At 70.2% G+C, this 19,530-nt stretch carries 16 protein-coding genes; 9 read left to right on the top strand and 7 right to left on the bottom strand.

The annotated features are described in order from the left end of the window. Window positions 1–97: 97 nt before the first annotated feature. From ACFY5C_RS15070 to ACFY5C_RS15050, 5 genes are all read left to right on the top strand, one after another. The gene (locus tag ACFY5C_RS15070) at window positions 98–1,366 is read left to right on the top strand and encodes an ABC transporter substrate-binding protein (RefSeq protein ID WP_389444461.1); all 1,269 of its coding nucleotides are present in this window, start codon (window positions 98–100) and stop codon (window positions 1,364–1,366) included. Between the two features lie 139 nt (window positions 1,367–1,505). After that, complete coding sequence (locus ACFY5C_RS15065; protein ID WP_389444459.1) at window positions 1,506–3,149, top strand: glycoside hydrolase family 13 protein; 1,644 nt, start codon at window positions 1,506–1,508, stop codon at window positions 3,147–3,149. A 39-nt stretch (window positions 3,150–3,188) separates the two neighbouring features. Further along, window positions 3,189–4,520 (top strand): ABC transporter substrate-binding protein, encoded by a 1,332-nt coding sequence (locus ACFY5C_RS15060; protein WP_389444457.1) that lies wholly within the window; start codon window positions 3,189–3,191, stop codon window positions 4,518–4,520. 38 nt (window positions 4,521–4,558) lie between these two features. Further along, complete coding sequence (locus ACFY5C_RS15055) at window positions 4,559–5,923, top strand: ABC transporter permease subunit (protein ID WP_389444455.1); 1,365 nt, start codon at window positions 4,559–4,561, stop codon at window positions 5,921–5,923. Next, a complete protein-coding gene (locus ACFY5C_RS15050; protein ID WP_389444453.1) occupies window positions 5,920–6,759 on the top strand; it encodes a carbohydrate ABC transporter permease in 840 nt (279 codons plus the stop codon). Before ACFY5C_RS15055 ends, ACFY5C_RS15050 begins: the two co-directional genes overlap by 4 nt. A 65-nt stretch (window positions 6,760–6,824) precedes the next feature. Here the strand turns inward: ACFY5C_RS15050 and pgl are convergent, their stop codons facing one another. From pgl to tkt, 5 genes are read right to left on the bottom strand one after another with little or no spacing between them, the layout of a single operon-like run. Then, entirely contained in the window at window positions 6,825–7,607 is a 783-nt protein-coding gene (gene pgl / locus ACFY5C_RS15045) for a 6-phosphogluconolactonase (RefSeq protein ID WP_389444451.1), read from the bottom strand. Continuing rightward, window positions 7,604–8,869: a glucose-6-phosphate dehydrogenase assembly protein OpcA gene (gene opcA, locus ACFY5C_RS15040; RefSeq protein ID WP_389444449.1), complete on the bottom strand. Its 1,266-nt coding sequence runs from the start codon at window positions 8,867–8,869 to the stop codon at window positions 7,604–7,606. The genes pgl and opcA overlap by 4 nt, the downstream gene beginning before the upstream one ends. Continuing rightward, entirely contained in the window at window positions 8,866–10,404 is a 1,539-nt protein-coding gene (gene zwf / locus ACFY5C_RS15035; RefSeq protein WP_389444447.1) for a glucose-6-phosphate dehydrogenase, read from the bottom strand. Before zwf ends, opcA begins: the two co-directional genes overlap by 4 nt. 4 nt (window positions 10,405–10,408) lie before the next feature. Further along, window positions 10,409–11,527, bottom strand: a complete 1,119-nt coding sequence (gene tal, locus ACFY5C_RS15030) for a transaldolase (protein ID WP_389444445.1) — start codon at window positions 11,525–11,527, stop codon at window positions 10,409–10,411. A 34-nt stretch (window positions 11,528–11,561) separates the two neighbouring features. Next, entirely contained in the window at window positions 11,562–13,649 is a 2,088-nt protein-coding gene (gene tkt / locus ACFY5C_RS15025) for a transketolase (protein WP_389444443.1), read from the bottom strand. A 362-nt stretch (window positions 13,650–14,011) separates the two neighbouring features. On the opposite strand from tkt, the gene ACFY5C_RS15020 reads away from it, so the two are divergent. The 4 genes from ACFY5C_RS15020 to ACFY5C_RS15005 all read left to right on the top strand — a co-directional run bounded on the left by ACFY5C_RS15020 (window position 14,012) and on the right by ACFY5C_RS15005 (window position 17,368). Next, a complete protein-coding gene (locus ACFY5C_RS15020) occupies window positions 14,012–15,013 on the top strand; it encodes a heme o synthase (protein WP_389444441.1) in 1,002 nt (333 codons plus the stop codon). 58 nt (window positions 15,014–15,071) lie between these two features. Beyond that, window positions 15,072–15,392, top strand: coding sequence for a hypothetical protein (locus ACFY5C_RS15015; RefSeq protein ID WP_389444439.1), 321 nt, complete (start codon window positions 15,072–15,074; stop codon window positions 15,390–15,392). A gap of 95 nt (window positions 15,393–15,487) precedes the next feature. Beyond that, window positions 15,488–16,594: an amidohydrolase family protein gene (locus ACFY5C_RS15010; RefSeq protein WP_389444437.1), complete on the top strand. Its 1,107-nt coding sequence runs from the start codon at window positions 15,488–15,490 to the stop codon at window positions 16,592–16,594. 18 nt (window positions 16,595–16,612) lie between these two features. Continuing rightward, complete coding sequence (locus ACFY5C_RS15005) at window positions 16,613–17,368, top strand: nucleotidyltransferase (protein ID WP_389444435.1); 756 nt, start codon at window positions 16,613–16,615, stop codon at window positions 17,366–17,368. 1 nt (window position 17,369) lies between these two features. On the opposite strand, the gene ACFY5C_RS15000 is transcribed toward ACFY5C_RS15005, so the two are convergent. Both ACFY5C_RS15000 and ACFY5C_RS14995 read right to left on the bottom strand, forming a co-directional pair. Continuing rightward, the gene (locus ACFY5C_RS15000; protein ID WP_389444820.1) at window positions 17,370–18,362 is read right to left on the bottom strand and encodes a heme A synthase; all 993 of its coding nucleotides are present in this window, start codon (window positions 18,360–18,362) and stop codon (window positions 17,370–17,372) included. Between the two features lie 86 nt (window positions 18,363–18,448). After that, window positions 18,449–19,165 carry an ABC transporter permease gene (locus ACFY5C_RS14995; RefSeq protein WP_389444818.1) on the bottom strand — a complete coding sequence of 239 codons (717 nt, stop codon included), beginning with the start codon at window positions 19,163–19,165 and terminating at the stop codon, window positions 18,449–18,451. Between the last annotated feature and the right edge of the window lie 365 nt (window positions 19,166–19,530).

Here is a 19,530-nt window from a genome sequence, read left to right as displayed (position 1 = left end):
ATGTGCCGCGAGGCCTAGTATCGCGCATACCTAACAGGTATACATGGCCTCTGACTCCGGGCGAAGGTGCCGGGGGCCGGTGTGCAAGGAGGAACCTATGCGGTGGATCCACGCCGCCGGTAGGGGCCTTCTCGTCCTCGTTGTGATCCTGACCGGCTACGTTGCCTCCGGCGCCCGCGCCGACGAGGGTCCCGCGGGCGGCAGGGGACCCCTGACCCTGGCCACCGCCGGCGACCTCACCGGCTATCTCGGTTCCGTCCTGGAGGGCTGGAACCGCACGCACCCCGACGAGAAGGTCACCCTCGTCGAGCTGCCCGACTCCGCCGACGAGACCCACGCGCAGATGACCACCGACCTGCGCGGCGGCGACCGCAGCCGCTTCGACGTCCTCAACATCGACGTCAGCTGGACCTCGGAGTTCGCGGCACAGGGCTGGATCCGCCCCCTGGCGCGCGACCGCTTCCCGCTGGGGAGCTTCCTGCCGCCGGTCGTGGACACGGCGACCTACGACGGACAGCTGTACGCGGTCCCGTACGTCACCAACGCCGGCCTGCTCCTGTACCGCAAGGACATCCTCGCCAAGGAGGGCGTCGACCCACCGCGCACCTGGGCCGAACTCGAACGGGCCGCGAAGACCATCGCGCCCAGGTACGGGCTGGACGGCTACGCGGGGCAGTTCCTGCCCTACGAAGGGCTCACGGTCAACGCCGCCGAGGCTGTCTACTCGGCGGGCGGCTCGATCCTCGGCGACGAGGGCGAGCGCGTCACCGTGAACTCGACGGCGGCCCGCGACGGCATCGACTTCCTAGCCCGGGGCGTCCGCGAGGGCTGGATTCCCGAGCGGGCGCTCACCTTCAAGGAGGAGGAGTCCAAGCAGGCTTTCCAGGACGGACGCCTGCTCTTCCTGCGTAACTGGCCGTACGCGTATGTCGGCGCCTCGGCCAAGGGCTCGCCGGTCTCCGGGCGGATCGGTGCCGTACCGCTGCCGGGTCCGGACGGGCCGGGAACGAGTGTGCTGGGCGGCTCCAACCTCGCTGTCTCCTCCCATGCACGGCACCCCGACTCGGCCGCCCGTCTGATCGCGTACCTGACCAGTGAGCGCGTCCAGCGCCAGGTCCTCACGCGTGGCGCCCTGCCGCCGGTACGGGCCGACCTGTACGAGGATCCCGGGCTGGTGCGGGAGTTCCCGTACCTGCCGACCCTGCGCGAGAGCGTGCTGACGGCCGCGCCGCGCCCCAAGAGCCCGCGCTACGACCAGGTGAGCCTGGTGGTGCAGGCGGTGGTGCACGACGCGATGACCGGGCGCGAGACGCCCGAGGCCGCGGTGCGGCGGCTGGCGCGAGAGCTCGACGCCATCGCGCGCTGAGTAGTTACCTGTTAGGTAACGGCAGCATCTCATCACTCCGCATCTTGTCGTGGTATGCCCTATTTTGCCAGGTCAACTGCTCGGTAGCTTGCGTCCAGTTCATTGACACCCTCCTGAAACGGATACTTAACATGCATGCATGCTGAGTAAGTACCACTGGTGGCGTGACGCGGTGATCTACCAGGTCTACGTCCGCAGCTTCCTCGACAGCACCGGCGACGGTGTCGGCGATCTCGCCGGGGTCCGGGCCGGGCTGCCGTATCTGAAGAAGCTCGGGGTCGACGGGATCTGGCTGAGCCCCTTCTATCCCTCGCCGCAGCACGACCACGGGTACGACGTGGCCGACTACTGCGACGTCGATCCGCTCTTCGGTGACCTCGCCGAGTTCGACCAGCTGGTCGCCGCGGCCCGGCGGCTGGGGATCAAGGTGCTGCTCGACATCGTCCCCAACCACTGCTCCAGCGAGCACCGGTGGTTCGAGGAGGCCCTGTCCGCCGAGCCCGGCAGCGCGGCCCGCGCCCGCTTCCACTTCGCCGACGGCCGTGGCCCCGACGGAGCCGAGCCGCCCAACAACTGGCACGCGATGTTCGGCGGCCCGGCGTGGAGCCGGGTGACCGAGGCGGACGGGCGGCCCGGCCAGTGGTACCTGCACATGTTCACGCCCGAGCAGCCCGACTGGAACTGGCGCAACCCGGAGGTCGGCGCCGAGTTCGACCGGGTTCTGCGTTTCTGGCTGGACCGGGGTGTCGACGGCTTCCGTATCGACGTCGCCGCCGGCCTCTACAAGCACCCCGAGCTGCCCGACTCCGACGACCCGGAGGCCGACGCCCGCACCCGCGACTCGGTCAACCCGCTCGCCTGGAACCAGCCCGAGGTGCACGACGTGTGGCGCCAGTGGCGTTCCATATGCGAGGACTACACCGCACGCGACGGCCGTGAGCGGCTGCTCGTCGGCGAAGTGTCCGTCCCGACCGCGCGTGAGCACGCCCAGTACGTCCGCTCCGACGAGCTCCACCAGGCCTTCTTCTTCGACCTGCTCAGCGCCCCCTGGGAGGCCGACGCCTTCCGCAAGGTCATCTCCGAGGCCATGCAGGACATAGCCGGCACGGGCTCGACGGTCACCTGGGTCCTCAACAACCACGACCAGGTCCGCACCGTCACCCGCTACGGCGAACCCGCCACCGAGGGCAGCGGCCTCGGCGCCGCCCGCGCCCGTGCCGCCGCGCTGCTGATGCTGGCGCTGCCCGGTGCCGCGTACATCTACCAGGGCGAGGAGCTGGGCCTGCCCGAGGTCGTGGACCTGCCCGACGACGTGCTCACCGACCCCATCTTCCACCGCACCGGCAGCAGGGCCCGCATCCGTGACGGCTGCCGGGTGCCGCTGCCCTGGTCGGGACAGGCGTCCCCGTTCGGCTTCACCTCCGGCGCGGAGAGCGCCAAGCCCTGGCTGCCGCAGCCCGAGTACTTCGCCGAGTACGCCACCGACCGCGCCCTCGCCGACACCCGCTCCTTCTGGCACCTGTACCGCGACGGCCTCCAACTGCGCGAGGCACTGCCCCAGTTGGGCGAGGGCACGCTGAGCTGGCTGGACTGCGCGCCCGGCGTCCTGGCCTTCGTCCGCGGCGACGGCCTCGTCTGCGCCGTCAACTTCGGTACCGCGCCCACACCGGCGCCGGTCTCCGGCACCCCGCTGCTGTCGAGCGGCCCCTGCCCGGCCGGGGTGCTGCCCGGCTCCACCGCGGCCTGGTGGATGAGCGACGGGACCGAGTTCCGCGCCTCCTGATTTTTCCGTCAACTCCCCATCCCCGAAGGGACATCAACGATGATGCGACGACGTACGACCCTGCTCACCGGATGCACCGCTCTCGTCCTCGCGCTCGGCGCGACCGCCTGTGGCGGCGGACCGGTCGCCGCGGGCGGCGGTGACAAGGCGCTCAGCGGCCAGACGATCACCGTGGCCGGTGTCTGGACCGGCACCGAGCAGAAGAACTTTCAGAAGGTGCTGGACGCGTTCACCGAGAAGACCGGCGCCAAGACCGAGTTCGTGTCCACCGGGGACAACGTCTCCACCGTCGTCGGCAGCAAGATCGAGGGCGGCAACGCCCCCGACGTGGTGATGGTCCCGCAGGTCGGCGTGCTCCAGCAGTTCGCGAAGAAGGGCTGGCTGGAGCCGCTGTCCAAGACCACGCAGAAGTCCGTGGACGCCAACTTCGCCCCCGTGTGGAAGAACTACGGCAGCGTCGAGGACACCCTCTACGGCCTCTACTTCAAGGCCGCCCACAAGTCGACGGTCTGGTACAGCCCGGACGCCCTCGCGCAGGCCGGCGTCGAGCCGCCGAAGAGCTACGACGACATGCTGAAGGCCGGGCAGACCGTCTCCGACTCCGGCCTCGCGGCCTTCTCGGTCGCCGGCGAGGACGGCTGGACCCTCACCGACTGGTTCGAGAACGTCTACCTCTCCCAGGCCGGACCCGAGAAGTACGACGCTCTCGCCGCGCACGAGCTGAAGTGGACCGACACGTCGGTGGTCGACGCGCTCACCACCCTCGGCAAGCTGTTCAAGGACAAGCAGCTGATCGCGGGCGGCCAGAAGGAGGCCCTGAACACCGACTTCCCGGGCTCGGTGGAGAAGGTGTTCGGGCCGAAGCCCGAGGCGGGCATGGTCTACGAGGGCGACTTCGTCGCGGGTGTCGCCAAGGACCAGTTCGGCAAGTCGATCGGGGAGGACGCGAACTTCTTCCCGTTCCCGGCGGTCGGTGCCGGCAAGGCGCCGGTGGTCAGCGGCGGTGACGCGGCCGTCGTCCTGAAGGACGGCAAGAACCAGAAGGCCGGCATGGCGCTGCTGGAGTACCTCGCCACTCCGGAGGCGGCGGCGGTGTGGGCGGAGGCGGGCGGCTTCCTGTCCCCGAACAAGAACGTCGACCTCGCCTCGTACGGCGACGACGTCACCCGCGCGACCGCCAAGTCCCTCGTCTCCGCGGGCGATTCGGTCCGCTTCGACATGTCCGACCAGGCCCCGGCGGCCTTCGGCGGCACCAAGGGCGCGGGCGAGTGGAAGCTCCTGCAGGACTTCCTGCGCGACCCGTCGGACCCGAAGGGCACCGCGGCGAAGCTGGAGGCCGCGGCCGCAAAGGCGTACGAGGGCCAGGGCTGATCATCCATGACCGCCACACGTATGAAAGCTGACCGGACATGACCGCCACCCTCGTGAAAGAGGCAAGCCCGTCGCCCGCCCCGGGCGACGGCAGGGCGCGCGCCCGACGCTCACGGCGGCGCGGGCGGATCATCGCCCTCCTCTTCGTCTTCCCCGCGCTGCTCCTGCTGGGCGCACTCGTCGTCTACCCCGTGCTCTTCTCGATCGGGCGCAGCTTCTTCGATGCCTCCGGCACCGAGTTCGTGGGCGGCGAGAACTACACCGAGATGTTCCGCGACCCGGCGACACTCAACGCGATCCGCAACACGACCATCTGGGTCGTCGTGGCCCCGGCCCTGCTGACGGGCCTCGGCCTGATCCTGGCCGTGCTGGTCGAGAAGGTCCGCTGGGCGACCGCCTTCAAGCTGCTGCTGTTCATGCCGATGGCCGTGTCCTTCCTCGCCGCCGGCATCATCTTCCGGCTCGCCTACGACGAGGACCCGGACAAGGGCGTGCTGAACGCCGCCGTCGTCTCCGTGCACGACGCCTTCCAGGGCACGTCGACGTACCCGACGGCCCGGGCACGCGACGGGCAGGGGCTGACGAAGGGCGCGGACGGCTCGTTCGGCACGACCGCGACGGCGTCCCCCGGCGAGGCCCTGACGCTCGGACTCGTCGGTGTGCTCCCGGCGGACCTTCCCGAGGACGCCAGGCCGGCCGACGCGGCCGCGGGGCAGAAGGCGAGCCCTGGTGAGCTCAGCGGCGTCGTGTACCTCGACTTCACGCCCGGTGGGGGAGGGGAGCAGGGCAAGGTCGACCAGCGGGAGAGCGGGCTGCCGGAGATGACGGTCGAGGCGGTGCGTGGCGGGGAGGCGGTCGCCTCGACGACCACGGCGGCCGACGGCTCGTTCCGTTTCGAGGGGCTGGACGACGGGTCGTACACGGTGAAGCTGCCGGCCTCGAACTTCGCTGCCCCCTACGAGGGCGTCTCCTGGCTCGGGCCCACGCTCGTCACGCCGGCGATCATCGGGGCGTACCTGTGGATCTGGACCGGGTTCGCGATGGTCCTGATCGGCGCGGGTCTGGCGACCCTGCCGCGGGACGCGCTGGAGGCCGCGCGGATGGACGGCGCGAACGAGTGGCAGATCTTCCGGCGGATCACGGTGCCGCTGCTGGCGCCGGTGCTGACGGTCGTGTTCGTCACCCTCGTCATCAACGTGATGAAGGTCTTCGACCTCGTCTACATCATCGCGCCCGGGCCGGTGCAGGAGGACGCGACCGTACTCGCGACGCAGATGTGGCTGGTGTCGTTCGGCGGCGGCAACAACCAGGGCCTGGGCAGCGCGCTCGGTGTGCTGCTCCTGCTGCTCGTCATCCCCGCCATGGTCTTCAACGTCCGCCGTTTCCGAGGGAGTCAGCGATGAACGCGGTCAGGCGCTCACTGGGCAACGGTCTGGTCCAGGCGTTTCTCGTGGTGATCGGGCTGGTGTGGCTGACGCCGCTGGCGGGGCTGTTCATGTCGTCGATGCGGTCCGCCGAGGACACGGCGAAGGGCGGCTGGTGGACCGTGTTCACCAGCCCCGGCCAGCTGTCCTTCGACAACTACTCGGCCCTGCTGGGTAACGCCGGGATCACCCAGGCCTTCTGGAACACCGTGCTGATCTCGGTGCCGACGACTTTGCTGGTGGTCGTCCTCGCGGCACTGGCGGGGTACGCCTTCGCGTGGCTGGACTTCCCCGGCCGCGAGGCGATCTTCCTGGTCGTCGTGGCGCTGCTCGTGGTGCCCGTGCAGATCGGGCTTCTTCCGGTCGCCAAACTCTTCGGCCAGCTGGGGCTGTTCGGCACGATTCCCGGTGTCGTCCTCTTCCACGTGGCCTACGGACTGCCGTTCGCGGTGTTCCTGCTGCGGAACTACTTCGCCGAGCTGCCCAAGGAGATGCTGGAGGCGGCACGGATGGACGGGGGCAGTGAGTGGCGGATCTTCACGCGGCTGGTGCTCCCGGTGGGGCGCCCGGCGATCGCCTCGCTGGCCATCTTCCAGTTCCTGTGGGTGTGGAACGACATGCTGGTGGCGCTACTCTTCGCGGACAGTGCGTCGCAGCCGCTCACGGTTGAACTGCAGTCCCAGATCCGGCAGTTCGGCAGCAACATCGACGTGCTGGCGCCGGGGGCGTTCGTGTCGCTGGTGGTGCCGGTCGTGGTGTTCTTCGCGTTCCAGCGGCACTTCGTGCAGGGCGTGATGGCCGGGTCGGTGAAGTAGCCCGGGCAAGCCGTGCATGTGCTTCGGGCCCTCGCTTCACCGGGAAGCGAGGGCCCGAAGCGCGTTCACGCGGAGGCCGGTGGATACAGCGACCGCGGCAACTGCGAGGCCGCCGCCGCGTCCAGCAGCCACAGGGTCCTGGCGCGGCCGTACGCCCCGGCCGCCGGTGCCTGGATCTCACCCGCGCCCGACAGCGCGATCGCCGCCGCCTGCGCCTTGTCCTCGCCCGCCGCGAGCAGCCACACCTCACGCGCCGCCCGGATCGCGGGCAGCGTGAGGGTGACGCGGGTCGGTGGGGGCTTGGGGGCGCCGTGCACGCCGACGACCGTGCGGTCCGTCTCCCGTACCGCGGGGAGTTCCGGGAACAGGGAGGCCACGTGCGTGTCCGGGCCCACGCCCAGCATCAGGACGTCGAACGTGGGGACCGCCCCGTGGTTCTCCGGGCCGGCCGCCCTGGCCAGTTCCTCCGCGTACGCGGAGGCCGCAGCCTCCACGTCCGTTCCGAACGGGCCGTCCGAGGCGGGCATGGCGTGCACCCGCTTCGGATCCAGCGGCACCGCGTCCAGCAGGGCTTCACGTGCCTGCGTGACGTTGCGCTCCGGATCGCCCTCGGGGAGGAAGCGCTCGTCGCCCCACCAGAGGTCCAGCCGGCCCCAGTCGACGGCGTCCCGGGCGGGGGCGGCGGCGAGCGCGGCCAGCAGGCCGTTGCCGTTGCGCCCGCCCGTGAGGACCACGGACGCCGAGCCCCGGGAGGCCTGCGCGTCCACGATCTTCGTGATCAGCCGGGCCGCCGCGGCCTGCGCCATCAGCTCCTTGTCGTGGTGCACGACCAGCTGCGGAGTACTCACTTGGCCGCCGCCTTCTTCACCGGTTCCGGTGCCGTCGCTTCCTTCGCGGGTGCTTTCGCAGCGGTTTCGACGGGAGCCGGGAGAGCGGCTCGTCCGGCCTGTTCTCCTTTGGCCGGCGATCCCTCCCCGGCCTGCGACTCCTTGCCCTGCGACTCTCCGGCCTGCGACTCCTTGCCCTGCGAGTCTCCGGCCTGCGATTCCTCGGCCTGTGACTCTCCGGCCTGCGACTGCTCGGCCGGCGGCTCCTCGGCCCTGGCCACAGCGGCCTCGGCCAGGGCGACAGCCTGCGCGGCCTTGGCGATCGCGGCCTCGACGCCCCGGACCGCCTGAGCCGGCCCGGCGTTCAGCCGCTCCACCCCGAACCGCAGAGCCGAGGCGTACGTGTCGTCAGGGTCGAGCCGCCGCAGCTCCTCCGCGATCAGCTCGGCCGTCTCCCGCCGCTTCAGCGCCACCGCACGGTCCGGCTGGCCCTGGATGGAGAGGGTCGCCAGGGAGCCGTCCGCCCGGTCGAGCGCTATCGGGCCGCAGTCGGTGTCCATACGGACCGCCGTCAGGCCCGGGCCCGACGACAGCGACCGCTTGACGGGGACGTCCAGCCGGTCCGCGAGCCACATCGCCAGCAGCTCACAGCTCGGGTTGAACTCCTCGCCCTCCACCTCGACGGCCTGCACCTCGCAGACCACCTGGTCCAGAGCCGCCGCCAGCATCGAGCGCCAGGGCGTGATCCGGGTCCAGGACAGGTCGGTGTCGCCGGGTGTGTAGGCGTCGGCGCGGGCCGAAAGTTCCCGAACCGGCTGCTCCGACGCGTACGTGTCGGTCACCCGGCGCTGGGCCAGCGCGCCCAGCGGATCCTTCGCCGGGTCGAGCGGCGCGTTGACCGGCCACCAGACCACCACCGGGGCGTCCGGCAGGAGCAGCGGCAGGACGACCGACTGGGCGTGATCGGACACCTCGCCGTACAGACGCAGGACGACCGTTTCACCGGTGCCCGCGTCCGCGCCCACCCGCACCTCGGCGTCCAGCCGGGACTGCGTACGGTCGCGGGGCGAGCGCGAGACGCGCTTGATGACCACGAGCGTGCGCGAGGGGTGCTCGCGCGAGGCGTCGTTGGCGGCCTTCAGGGCGTCGTAGGCGTTCTCCTCGTCCGTCACGATGACCAGCGTGAGCACCATGCCGACGGCCGGCGTGCCGATGGCCCGGCGGCCCTGCACCAGCGCCTTGTTGATCTTGCTGGCCGTGGTGTCCGTGAGGTCTATCTTCATGGCCGGCGCCAGCTCCGTCCGTCTCGCTCGAGCATTTCGTCCGCTTCGACGGGGCCCCAGGTACCCGCGGGGTACTGGGCCGGCTTGCCGTTCGTGTCCCAGTACTCCTCGATCGGGTCGAGGATCTTCCAGGACAGCTCGACCTCCTCGGTGCGCGGGAAGAGGTTCGAGTCACCCAGGAGGACGTCCAGGATCAGGCGCTCGTACGCCTCCGGGCTCGACTCCGTGAAGGACTCGCCGTAAGCGAAGTCCATCGACACGTCCCGGATCTCCATCGACGTGCCCGGCACCTTCGAGCCGAAGCGGACCGTGACGCCCTCGTCCGGCTGGACGCGGATCACGATCGCGTTCTGGCCGAGCTCCTCGGTGGCCGTCGTGTCGAAGGGGGAGTGCGGCGCGCGCTGGAAGACGACGGCGATCTCGGTGACGCGACGGCCCAGGCGCTTGCCGGTGCGCAGGTAGAAGGGGACGCCCGCCCAGCGGCGGTTGTCGATCCCGACCTTGATCGCGGCATACGTGTCGGTCTTCGACTTGGCGTCGATGCCCTCCTCCTGGAGGTACCCGACCGCCTTCTCGCCGCCCTGCCAGCCGGCCGCGTACTGCCCGAACACCGTGTCCCGGCCCAGGTCCTTCGGCAGCCGTACGGCACCCAGCACCTTGGTCTTCTCCGCCGCCAGCGCGTCCGCGTCGAAGGAGGCGGGCTCCTCCATCGCGGTCAGGGCCAGGAGCTGGAGCAGGTGGTTCTGGATGACGTCACGGGCGGCGCCGATGCCGTCGTAGTAGCCGGCGCGACCGCCGATGCCGATGTCCTCGGCCATGGTGATCTGCACGTGGTCCACGAAGGACCGGTTCCAGATCGGCTCGAACATCGTGTTGGCGAAGCGCAGCGCCAGGATGTTCTGGACGGTCTCCTTGCCCAGGTAGTGGTCGATGCGGAAGACCTGGTCCGGGGCGAAGACCTCGTGGACGACCTTGTTGAGCTCCTCGGCCGACTTCAGGTCGTGTCCGAAGGGCTTCTCGATGACCGCGCGGCGCCAGGAGCTGCTCGTCTGGTCGGCGAGGCCGTGCTTCTTCAGCTGCTGGATGACCACCGGGAAGGAGCGCGGCGGCACCGAGAGGTAGAAGGCGAAGTTGCCGCCCGTGCCCTGGGCCTTGTCCAGCTCCTCGATGGTGCCGCGCAGCCGCTCGAAGGCGGCGTCGTCGTCGAAGGTGCCCTGCACGAAGCGCATGCCCTGGATGAGCTGCTGCCAGACTTCCTCACGGAAGGGAGTGCGGGCGTGTTCCTTGACGGCGTCGTGGACCTCCTGCGCGAAGTCCTCGTTGGCCCACTCGCGGCGGGCGAAGCCCACCAGCGAGAAACCCGGCGGCAGCAGACCCCGGTTGGCGAGGTCGTAAACGGCCGGCATCAGCTTCTTACGTGACAAATCGCCCGTAACGCCGAAGATCACCAGGCCCGACGGCCCCGCGATACGCGGGAGCCGTCGGTCGGCGGCGTCACGAAGCGGGTTCGCTTCAGTGACGGTGAAGGGTGGCAAGGGATCAGCCCTCCGAGGGGGCGAGGCGCTCGAGCTCTGCCTCGGTCGACTTGAGCAGGTCGTTCCAGGACGCCTCGAACTTCTCGACGCCCTCGTCCTCCAGCAGCTGGACGACGTCGTCGTACGAGATGCCGAGCCGCTCGACCGCGTCCAGGTCGGCGCGGGCCTGCTGGTACGTGCCTGCGATGGTGTTGCCGGTGATCGAGCCGCTCTCCTCGGTCGCCTGCAGGGTGGCCTCCGGCATGGTGTTGACCGTGTTCGGCGCGACCAGGTCGTCGACGTACAGGGTGGCCTTGTAGGCCTTGTCCTTCACGCCGGTGGAGGCCCACAGCGGACGCTGCTTGTTGGCGCCCGCGTTCTCCAGCGCGCTCCAGCGGTCGGAGGAGAAGACCTCCTCGTACGCCTCGTAGGCGAGGCGCGCGTTGGCCACGCCCGCCTTGCCGCGCGCGGCCTTGGCCTCGTCGGTGCCGAGCGCGTCGATCCGCTTGTCGATCTCGGTGTCCACGCGGGACACGAAGAACGACGCCACCGACCGGATCTTGGACAGGTCCAGGCCCTTGGCCTTGGCCTTCTCCAGACCGGCGAGGTAGGCGTCCATGACCTCGCGGTAGCGCTCCAGCGAGAAGATCAGCGTGACGTTGACGCTGATGCCGCGGCCGATGACCTCGGTGATCGCCGGGAGGCCCGCCTTGGTGGCCGGGATCTTGATGAGCGTGTTGGGCCGGTCGACCAGCCAGGCCAGCTGCTTGGCCTCGGCGACGGTCGCGCGGGTGTTGTGGGCCAGGCGCGGGTCGACCTCGATGGAGACCCGGCCGTCCTGGCCGTCGGTGGCGTCGAAGACCGGGCGCAGGATGTCGGCGGCGTCGCGGACGTCCGCCGTCGTGATCATGCGTACGGCCTCTTCGACGGTGACCTTGCGGGCGGCGAGGTCGGCGAGCTGCTGCTCGTAACCGTCACCGCTGCTGATCGCCTTCTGGAAGATCGTCGGGTTGGTGGTGACACCCACGACGTGCTGCTGGTCGATCAGCTCGGCCAGGTTGCCGGACGTGATGCGCTGGCGCGACAGGTCGTCCAGCCAGATCGCGACGCCTTCCTCGGAGAGGCGCTTGAGTGCGTCTGTCATGGAAAATCAAACTCCTACGTCTCGTATATGAGCGTCAGCGCTGGGCTGCGGCGAGGGATTCCCGCGCGACGGCCGCCACGTTCTCGGCAGTGAAGCCGAACTCCCGGAAAAGGACCTTGCCGTCGGCCGAAGCACCGAAGTGCTCCAGGGAAACGATGCGACCCGCGTCCCCGACGTACTTGTGCCAGGTGAGACCGATGCCGGCCTCCACCGCGACCCGCGCCCTGACGGCCGGCGGAAGAACGCTGTCCCGGTACCCCTGGTCCTGCTCCTCGAACCACTCCACGGACGGCATGGACACGACTCGCGTCGGCACCCCGTCCGCCTGCAGCTGCTCGCGCGCCTCGACGGCGACGTGCACCTCGGAGCCGGTCGCGATGAGGACGACCTGCGGCTCGCCGCCGTCGGCCTCGAACAGCACGTAACCGCCGCGCGCGGCGTCGTCGTTGGCCTCGTACGTCGGCACGCCCTGACGGGTCAGCGCCAGCCCGTGCGGGGCGCCCTTGCCGAACTCCTTGGTGTAGCGCCTCAGGATCTCGCGCCAGGCGATCGCGGTCTCGTTGGCGTCGGCGGGCCGCACGACATTGAGACCGGGGATGGCGCGCAGGGACGCGAGGTGCTCGATCGGCTGGTGGGTGGGGCCGTCCTCACCGAGACCGATGGAGTCGTGCGTCCACACGTACGTCACCGGCAGGTGCATCAGCGCCGACAGACGTACGGCGTTGCGCATGTAGTCGGAGAACACGAGGAACGTGCCGCCGTAGATACGGGTGTTGCCGTGCAGCGCGATGCCGTTCATCTCCGCGGCCATGGAGTGCTCGCGGATGCCGAAGTGGATCGTGCGGCCGTACGGGTTCGCCTCCGGGAGCGGGTTGTCCGCCGGGAGGAACGACGACGTCTTGTCGATCGTCGTGTTGTTGGAGCCGGCCAGGTCGGCCGAGCCGCCCCACAGCTCCGGGATGACGGCACCGAGAGCCTGCAGGACCTTGCCTGACGCGGCACGCGTCGCGACGCCCTTGCCGGGCTCGAAGACCGGGAGCTTCTCCTCCCAGCCGGTGGGCAGCTCGCCCGCGGCGATGCGGTCGAACTCGGCGGCGCGCTCGGGGTTGTTGTCCCGCCACTGCTGGAAGGACTTCTCCCACACGGCACGGGCCGCCTGGCCGCGCTCCAGGGCACCCCGGGTGTGGGCGATGACCTCGTCGGAGACCTCGAAGGACTGCTCCGGGTCGAAGCCGAGGACGCGCTTGGTGGCCGCGACCTCGTCGTCGCCGAGCGCCGAGCCGTGCGCGGCCTCGGTGTTCTGCGCGTTCGGGGCCGGCCAGGCGATGATCGAGCGCATCGCGATGAAGGACGGCTTGTCCGTCACCTTCTTCGCTTCCTCGATCGCGTCGTAGATGGCGTGCGGGTCGAGGTCGCCGTCCGGCTGCGGGGCGACGCGCTGGACGTGCCAGCCGTAGGCCTCGTACCGCTTGACGGTGTCCTCGGAGACGGCCGTCTCGGTGTCGCCCTCGATCGAGATGTGGTTGTCGTCCCACAGCAGGATCAGGTTGCCGAGCTTCTGGTGGCCGGCCATCGAGGAGGCCTCGGCGGAGATGCCCTCCTGGAGGCAGCCGTCACCGGCGATGGCGTAGACGAAGTGGTCGAACGGGGAGGTGCCCTCGGGGGCCTCCGGGTCGAACAGACCGCGCTCGTAGCGGGCGGCCATCGCCATGCCGACGGCGTTGGCGACACCCTGGCCCAGCGGGCCGGTCGTCGTCTCCACGCCCGTGGTGTGGCCGTACTCCGGGTGACCGGGGGTCTTCGAACCCCAGGTACGGAACGCCTTCAGGTCGTCCAGCTCCAGGCCGAAGCCGGCCAGGTACAGCTGGGTGTAGAGGGTCAGGGACGAATGGCCCGCGGACAGCACGAAGCGGTCACGCCCGACCCAGTCGGCGTCCGCCGGGTCGTGCCGCATCACCTTCTGGAAGAGGGTGTAGGCGGCAGGTGCCAGGCTCATCGCCGTACCCGGATGGCCGTTTCCGACCTTCTGTACGGCATCGGCGGCCAGGACGCGGGCGGTGTCGACGGCCCGCTGGTCCAGCTCGGTCCACTCGAGGTCTGTGGTGGTCGGCTTGGTGCTCACCCTGGGTCAGGGCTCCTCTCCACATGTCGGATGCCGGTGTTTCGGGCATGCGCCCACCGGCTGCCGGCGTTCTCGGCGTCGGCCGGCCGTTGTCGAGCCTACCCCTGGAAGTACGTGCGTTTTTTCGAGTCATTCCAGACTGCCGGGAGTCGCCCGGATGCGCCTGTCGACTGGCTCGTTCCGTGTTCGGCAAGTGAATACGCAGGCGCTCATCCGGGTGCTCAATCGAGCTTCCGTGCGCCCGTCGGACCACCCCCTCCAACACGACCCCACCCCCGCGAATGTCCGGGTCTGGGCAACGTCTACAGTGGCGTGGTACGCGCGAGCCTTTACCGGGACTTCACACGGGGAGGCTTGCTGGGATGTCTCTGTCAGGGGTGTGCGTGACGGCCGTTGAATCCCGTCCAGCGGATGGGGGCACCTCCCATGCCCTTAAGGCTATGGGGGATATCGGGACGAGCCAGAGCCCGAGCCGGCGGCCGATCGGGGCCCGGGTCAAGGCGTTCGTGGCGCTTACCAAGCCGCGGATCATCGAGCTGCTGCTCATCACCACCGTTCCGGTGATGTTCCTGGCGGAGCAGGGTGTACCCGACCTCGGTCTGGTGCTGCTCACCTGCATCGGCGGCTACCTTTCCGCGGGTGGCGCCAACGCGCTGAACATGTACATCGACCGTGACATCGACGCGCTCATGGACCGCACCTCGCAGCGCCCGCTGGTCACCGGGATGGTCAGCCCGCGCGAGTGCCTGGCCTTCGGCATCACGCTGGCGGTCGTCTCCACGCTCCTGTTCGGCCTGACCGTCAACTGGCTGTCGGCCTGGCTCTCCCTCGGCGCACTCCTCTTCTACGTCGTCGTCTACACGATGATCCTCAAGCGCCGTACCTCACAGAACATCGTGTGGGGCGGCATCGCGGGCTGCATGCCGGTGCTGATCGGCTGGACGGCCGTCACGGACTCCCTCACCTGGGCGCCGCTCATCCTCTTCCTGGTGATCTTCTTCTGGACGCCGCCGCACTACTGGCCGCTGTCCATGAAGGTGAAGGAGGACTACGCGCGCGTGGGCGTGCCCATGCTGCCCGTCATCGCCTCGAACAAGGTCGTCGCCAAGCAGATCGTCATCTACAGCTGGGTGATGGTCGCGGTGTCCCTCCTGTTGACGCCGCTCGGCTACACCGGCTGGTTCTACACGGCGGTCGCGCTGGTCGCGGGCGGCTGGTGGCTGTGGGAGGCGCACGCGCTGCAGAACCGCGCGAAGGCGGAGGTGACGGGCGGCAAGCTGAAGGAAATGCGCCTGTTCCACTGGTCGATCACCTACGTCTCGCTGCTGTTCGTGGCGGTGGCGGTCGACCCGTTCCTGCGCTGACGCACGTCACAGTGCCCTGCCCTCGCCAGCTGATCTACTCGTGAGTAGCATCCTGGGCATGGCAGACACGCAGCAGGTTGACCAGAAGGCCGAGCGCAGGGTGGCCAAGCTGGCCAGGCAGATCAGCGCCTTCGCGAAGTCCCACGGCGGCACCGAGGCCCAGGTCGCGTACATCGGTGAGCGGGGCGCCCGCATCGTGCTCGTCGGCGAGGACGGCGGCTGGGGAGACCTGGTGGCACCGTCGTACGAGATCGCCGAGAAGGCGGTGGAGAAGGCCGGGGTCACGCGTCACGAGGCCTTCGACGGCGAGTTCGCGGCGAAGGTGAAGACGGGCGAGTACGAGTGGAAGCGGATGGCCGGCATCCAAGTCGGCGGCTGAACCACGCCCCCCTTTTTTCTTACGCAACACCAAGTCACCGGTTCACCCGTTAGGACCTGTAGAGCAAGCGCAGCGTCCACCCACGGGGAGTCCGGATGATCGAAACGCCATCCCTCGTGGACCAGTACTGCCACGGCGTACTGCGAACGGAGCTGGGCCTCGGCACCTTCGAGGCCCAGTTGGCGCGCACCGAGGGTCCACCGGCGCCCGGCACCACGCTCTTCGACACCCAGACCGGTTTCGCCGTACGCCGCTGGTGCCCACCCCTCCTCGGTCTGGAGCCGCACTGCTTACCGGCCCGCTATCTCGCCCGGCGGCGTGAACTCGGCGTACTGGAGGCGGGCCGGCGGCTGCTGCGGGGCAGCGGCATCACGACCTACCTGATCGACACCGGCCTGCCCGGCGACCTCACCGGCCCCCCGGAGATGGCGTCCGCCGGATCTGCCGAGGCGCATGAGATCGTGCGCCTCGAACTCCTCGCCGAACAGGTCGCCGACACCTCCGGAACGGTCGAGTCCTTTCTCGCCAACCTCGCCGAGTCGGTGCACGGCGCGGCGGCGAACGCGGTGGCCTTCACGTCCGTGGCCGGTGTACGGCACGGCCTCGCGCTCGCGCCCGAGCCACCGGGGCCGGGGGAGGTGCGCGGCGCCGCCGGGCGCTGGCTGGCGGGGCGCCGGGTCGGCGGCGAGCTGAGCGACCCCGTGCTGCTGCGGCACCTGCTGTGGATCGCGGTGGCCTCGGGGCTGCCGCTGCAACTGCACGCGGGGCTGGGCGAGCCGGGGCTGCGCATCGACCGCACGGACCCGGTGCTGCTGACGGACTTCGTCCGCGCGACGGCCGGCCTCGGCACCGACCTGATCCTCCTGCACGGCTACCCGTACCACCGCCACGCCGCCCACCTGGCCGGCGTCTTCCCGCACGTCTACGCCGACTCGGGCGCCGCGCTCATCCGCACCGGCGCCCGCGCGGCCACGATCCTCGCCGAGATCCTGGAACTGGCCCCCTTCGGCAAGATCCTCTTCTCCAGCGGCGCCCAGGGTCTGCCCGAACTGCACGTCGTCGGAGCCCGCCTGTTCCGCGAGGCCCTCGCCAGGGTGCTCGGCGGCTGGGTCGCCGAGGGGGCGTGGTCCCTGGGGGACGCGCAACGAGTGGCGGGGATGGTGGCGGCGGGAAACGCCAGGCGGGTGTACGGGCTGGAGTGAGCCGTACAGACTGGGCGGATGCCGACCGATGCCTTACTCGACCGCTTCCTCGCCGAGCTGACGACGACTCTCGCTCCCGCCGCTCCCCTCGCCGTCTGGGCGCACGGCTCACTCGCCGGCGGCGACTACCAGGAGGGCCGCAGCGATCTGGACCTGATCGCCGTCGTGGACGGCCCGCTCACGCCCCGCACCATCTGGCAGGTGGCGAAGGTCCACGCCCGCCTGCGGTCCGAGCCGCTCGCCCGGCTGCTGCACTGCACGTACCTGACACCGGGCACGGCGGACGACGCCGACCGACGTCACCTCACCTGGGCGCACGAGCAGTTGTTCAAACGGACGGTGACCCCGGTGACCCGCCGCGAACTGCAAACCTTCGGCCGGGTGCTGCACGGCAGGGCGCCCGCCGGCCTGCTGCCGCCGGTGGCGGACCGGGAGCTCGGCGAGTTCGTCGTGCGAGACCAGAGGGACTTCTGGCGGGCGGCGGTCGACAACGCCTCGCTGTGGACGAGGGACGTGTGGGTCGACCTGGGGGTGATCACCTACGCCCGCGCGAGCGTCACCCTGCGCGACGGCCGGCTGATCTCCAAGCGCGAGGCCCTGGACCTGCTGCCCGGGCTCGGGGCGCCCGTCGAACTCGTCGAGGACATCCGCAGGCGCCGCTACGACGGCTCTGTGCCCGCGACGCCGACCGGGGAGTGGGCGACGCACAGGGCCGGCCTGACCCGGAGCTACCTGGGCCCTGCGATCGACGAGTTGGTGACGGCGTACAGCTGACTCAGGCGCGCGTGCCGACCGGCTGCTCGGCCGCCGGGGACGGGAGCCCGATCTCGTCGTACGGCCGTTCCCGCAGGGCCAGCGCCACCCGCAGGACCGCGATCCAGGTCACGGCCGAGCCGAGCATGTGCAGGCCCACCAGGATCTCCGGGAGGTCCGTGAAGTACTGGACATAGCCGATGACGCCCTGGGCGAGGAGGACCAGGAAGAGGTCGCGGGTGCGGTTCAGGGGGCCCTTCGGAGCGTCGACCGCCTTGAGGACGAACCACAGGGCGAACGTCAGCGTGACCACGATCCAGGCCAGCACGGCGTGCAGCTTGGTGACGTTCTCCCAGTCGAGCGGCATCCGCTCGACCTCGCTGGAGTCGCCCGCGTGCGGACCGGCGCCCGTGACCACCGTGCCGACCAGGATCAGCAGCACCGAGGCCCCGACCAGGACCCACACCAGCTGCTGCACCGCCTTGCCGACCAGCGGACGCGGCGCCGCGTCGCCCTCCCGGGTGCGCTGCCACATCACCGTCGCGACCGCGATCAGGGCGGACGTCGCCACGAAGTGGGCCGCGACCGTGTACGGGTTGAGGCCGACCAGCACGACGATGCCGCCGAGCACCGCGTTGCTCATCACGATCCAGAACTGCGCCCACCCCAGCCGGGTCAGGCCACGGCGGTGCGGCATCTCGGAGCGCGCGGCGATGATCGCCCAGCCGACGGCGGCGCACAGCACGTACGTCAGCATGCGGTTGCCGAACTCGATGGCGCCGTGCAGGCCCATCTCGCTGGTGGCGGTGAGCGAGTCGTCGGTGCACTTGGGCCAGGTCGGGCAGCCGAGCCCGGAACCGGTGAGGCGTACCGCACCGCCCGTGACCACGATGAGCACCGACATCACGAGCGCGGCGAGGGCCGCCCGTCGGACCGTCCTCGGGGTCGGGGTCCAGCGTGCGGCGATGAAGGCGAGGGGGTTGCGCACGGCCGCTACGGCGTCGGCGCGGGTCAGCTTTGGCACGCGCCCTATCGTAGGCGGCCGCTTGTGCACGGTTTCACGAGGGTCCCGCTCGCCCGGGTGGACCGGCGCGGACCGGGCTACTCCCAGCGGAAGAACTTCCCCGCCGCCGCCAGCCCGACGACCGCCCACACGGCCAGAATCCCCAGGTCACCCCACGGCATCCCGGCCCCGTGCTGCAGCACGTCCCGCAGCCCGTCCGACAGTGCCGAGATCGGCAGCAGCCCCAGCACGTCCTGCGCGCCCGCCGGGAACTTGTCCAGCGGCACGATCACCCCGCCGCCGACGAGCAGCAGCAGGAAGACCAGGTTGGCGGCGGCCAGGGTGGCCTCGGCCTTCAGCGTGCCGGCCATCAGCAGTCCGAGCCCCGAGAAGGCGGCCGTCCCCAGGAGCAGCAGGAGGACGACGGCTGCCGGGTTCCCCTGTGGCGACCAGCCCAGCGCGAAGGCGATCACCGTCAGCAGGGCGATCTGCAGGACCTCGGTGACCAGCACCGATGCCGTCTTCGCGGTCATCAGCGCCCAGCGCGGCAGCGGTGTGGCGGCCAGCCGCTTCAGCACGCCGTACCGCCGCTCGAAGCCCGTGGCGATGGCCTGGCCCGTGAACGCCGTCGACATCACGGCGAGCGCGAGGATGCCGGGGGCGAGGAAGTCGACGGCCTCGCCTGCGCCCGTGTCGACGATGTCCACCGAGCTGAACAGGACCAGCAGCAGCGTGGGGATCACGACGGTCAGCAGCAGCTGCTCGCCGTTGCGCAGCAGCATCTTCGTCTCGAGCGCCGCCTGGGCCGCGATCATGCGGGGGAGCGGGGCGGCGCCCGGCTTCGGGGTGTACGTACCCGTACCGACCGTGGTCACGAACGCAGCTCCTTGCCGGTCAGTTCCAGGCTGTGTCTTCCCGGGGGACGACCCCCGGACCCCCGGCCGGTCCCTGTGCTGAGGGGGATCATGAGCGCAACTCCTTGCCCGTGAGCTCCAGGCTGTGTCTTCCCGGGGGACGACCCCCGGACCCCCGGCCGGTCCCTGTGCTGAGCGGGGTCATGAGCGCAACTCCTTGCCCGTGAGCTCCAGGCTGTGTCTTCCCGGGGGACGACCCCCGGACCCCCGGCCGGTCCCTGTGCTGAGGGGGATCATGAGCGCAACTCCTTGCCCGTGAGCTCCAG

The sequence above is a fragment of the Streptomyces sp. NPDC012935 genome, from assembly GCF_042900345.1.
Lineage (GTDB): Bacteria > Actinomycetota > Actinomycetes > Streptomycetales > Streptomycetaceae > Streptomyces.
Note: the sequence above shows the minus strand (reverse complement) of the source record. Positions and strands in the feature narration are given on the sequence as shown.

Bases quoted from the DNA above. Each gene is read 5' to 3' on its own strand.
- ACFY5C_RS15070 (WP_389444461.1), top strand. From the start codon at position 98: ATGCGGTGGATCCACGCCGCCGGTAGGGGCCTTCTCGTCCTCGTTGTG.
- ACFY5C_RS15065 (WP_389444459.1), top strand. From the start codon at position 1,506: ATGCTGAGTAAGTACCACTGGTGGCGTGACGCGGTGATCTACCAGGTC.
- ACFY5C_RS15060 (WP_389444457.1), top strand. From the start codon at position 3,189: ATGATGCGACGACGTACGACCCTGCTCACCGGATGCACCGCTCTCGTC.
- ACFY5C_RS15055 (WP_389444455.1), top strand. From the start codon at position 4,559: ATGACCGCCACCCTCGTGAAAGAGGCAAGCCCGTCGCCCGCCCCGGGC.
- ACFY5C_RS15050 (WP_389444453.1), top strand. From the start codon at position 5,920: ATGAACGCGGTCAGGCGCTCACTGGGCAACGGTCTGGTCCAGGCGTTT.
- opcA (WP_389444449.1), bottom strand. From the start codon at position 8,869: ATGAAGATAGACCTCACGGACACCACGGCCAGCAAGATCAACAAGGCG.
- tal (WP_389444445.1), bottom strand. From the start codon at position 11,527: ATGACAGACGCACTCAAGCGCCTCTCCGAGGAAGGCGTCGCGATCTGG.
- ACFY5C_RS15020 (WP_389444441.1), top strand. From the start codon at position 14,012: ATGTCTCTGTCAGGGGTGTGCGTGACGGCCGTTGAATCCCGTCCAGCG.
- ACFY5C_RS15015 (WP_389444439.1), top strand. From the start codon at position 15,072: ATGGCAGACACGCAGCAGGTTGACCAGAAGGCCGAGCGCAGGGTGGCC.
- ACFY5C_RS15010 (WP_389444437.1), top strand. From the start codon at position 15,488: ATGATCGAAACGCCATCCCTCGTGGACCAGTACTGCCACGGCGTACTG.
- ACFY5C_RS15005 (WP_389444435.1), top strand. From the start codon at position 16,613: ATGCCGACCGATGCCTTACTCGACCGCTTCCTCGCCGAGCTGACGACG.
- ACFY5C_RS14995 (WP_389444818.1), bottom strand. From the start codon at position 19,165: ATGATCGCGGCCCAGGCGGCGCTCGAGACGAAGATGCTGCTGCGCAAC.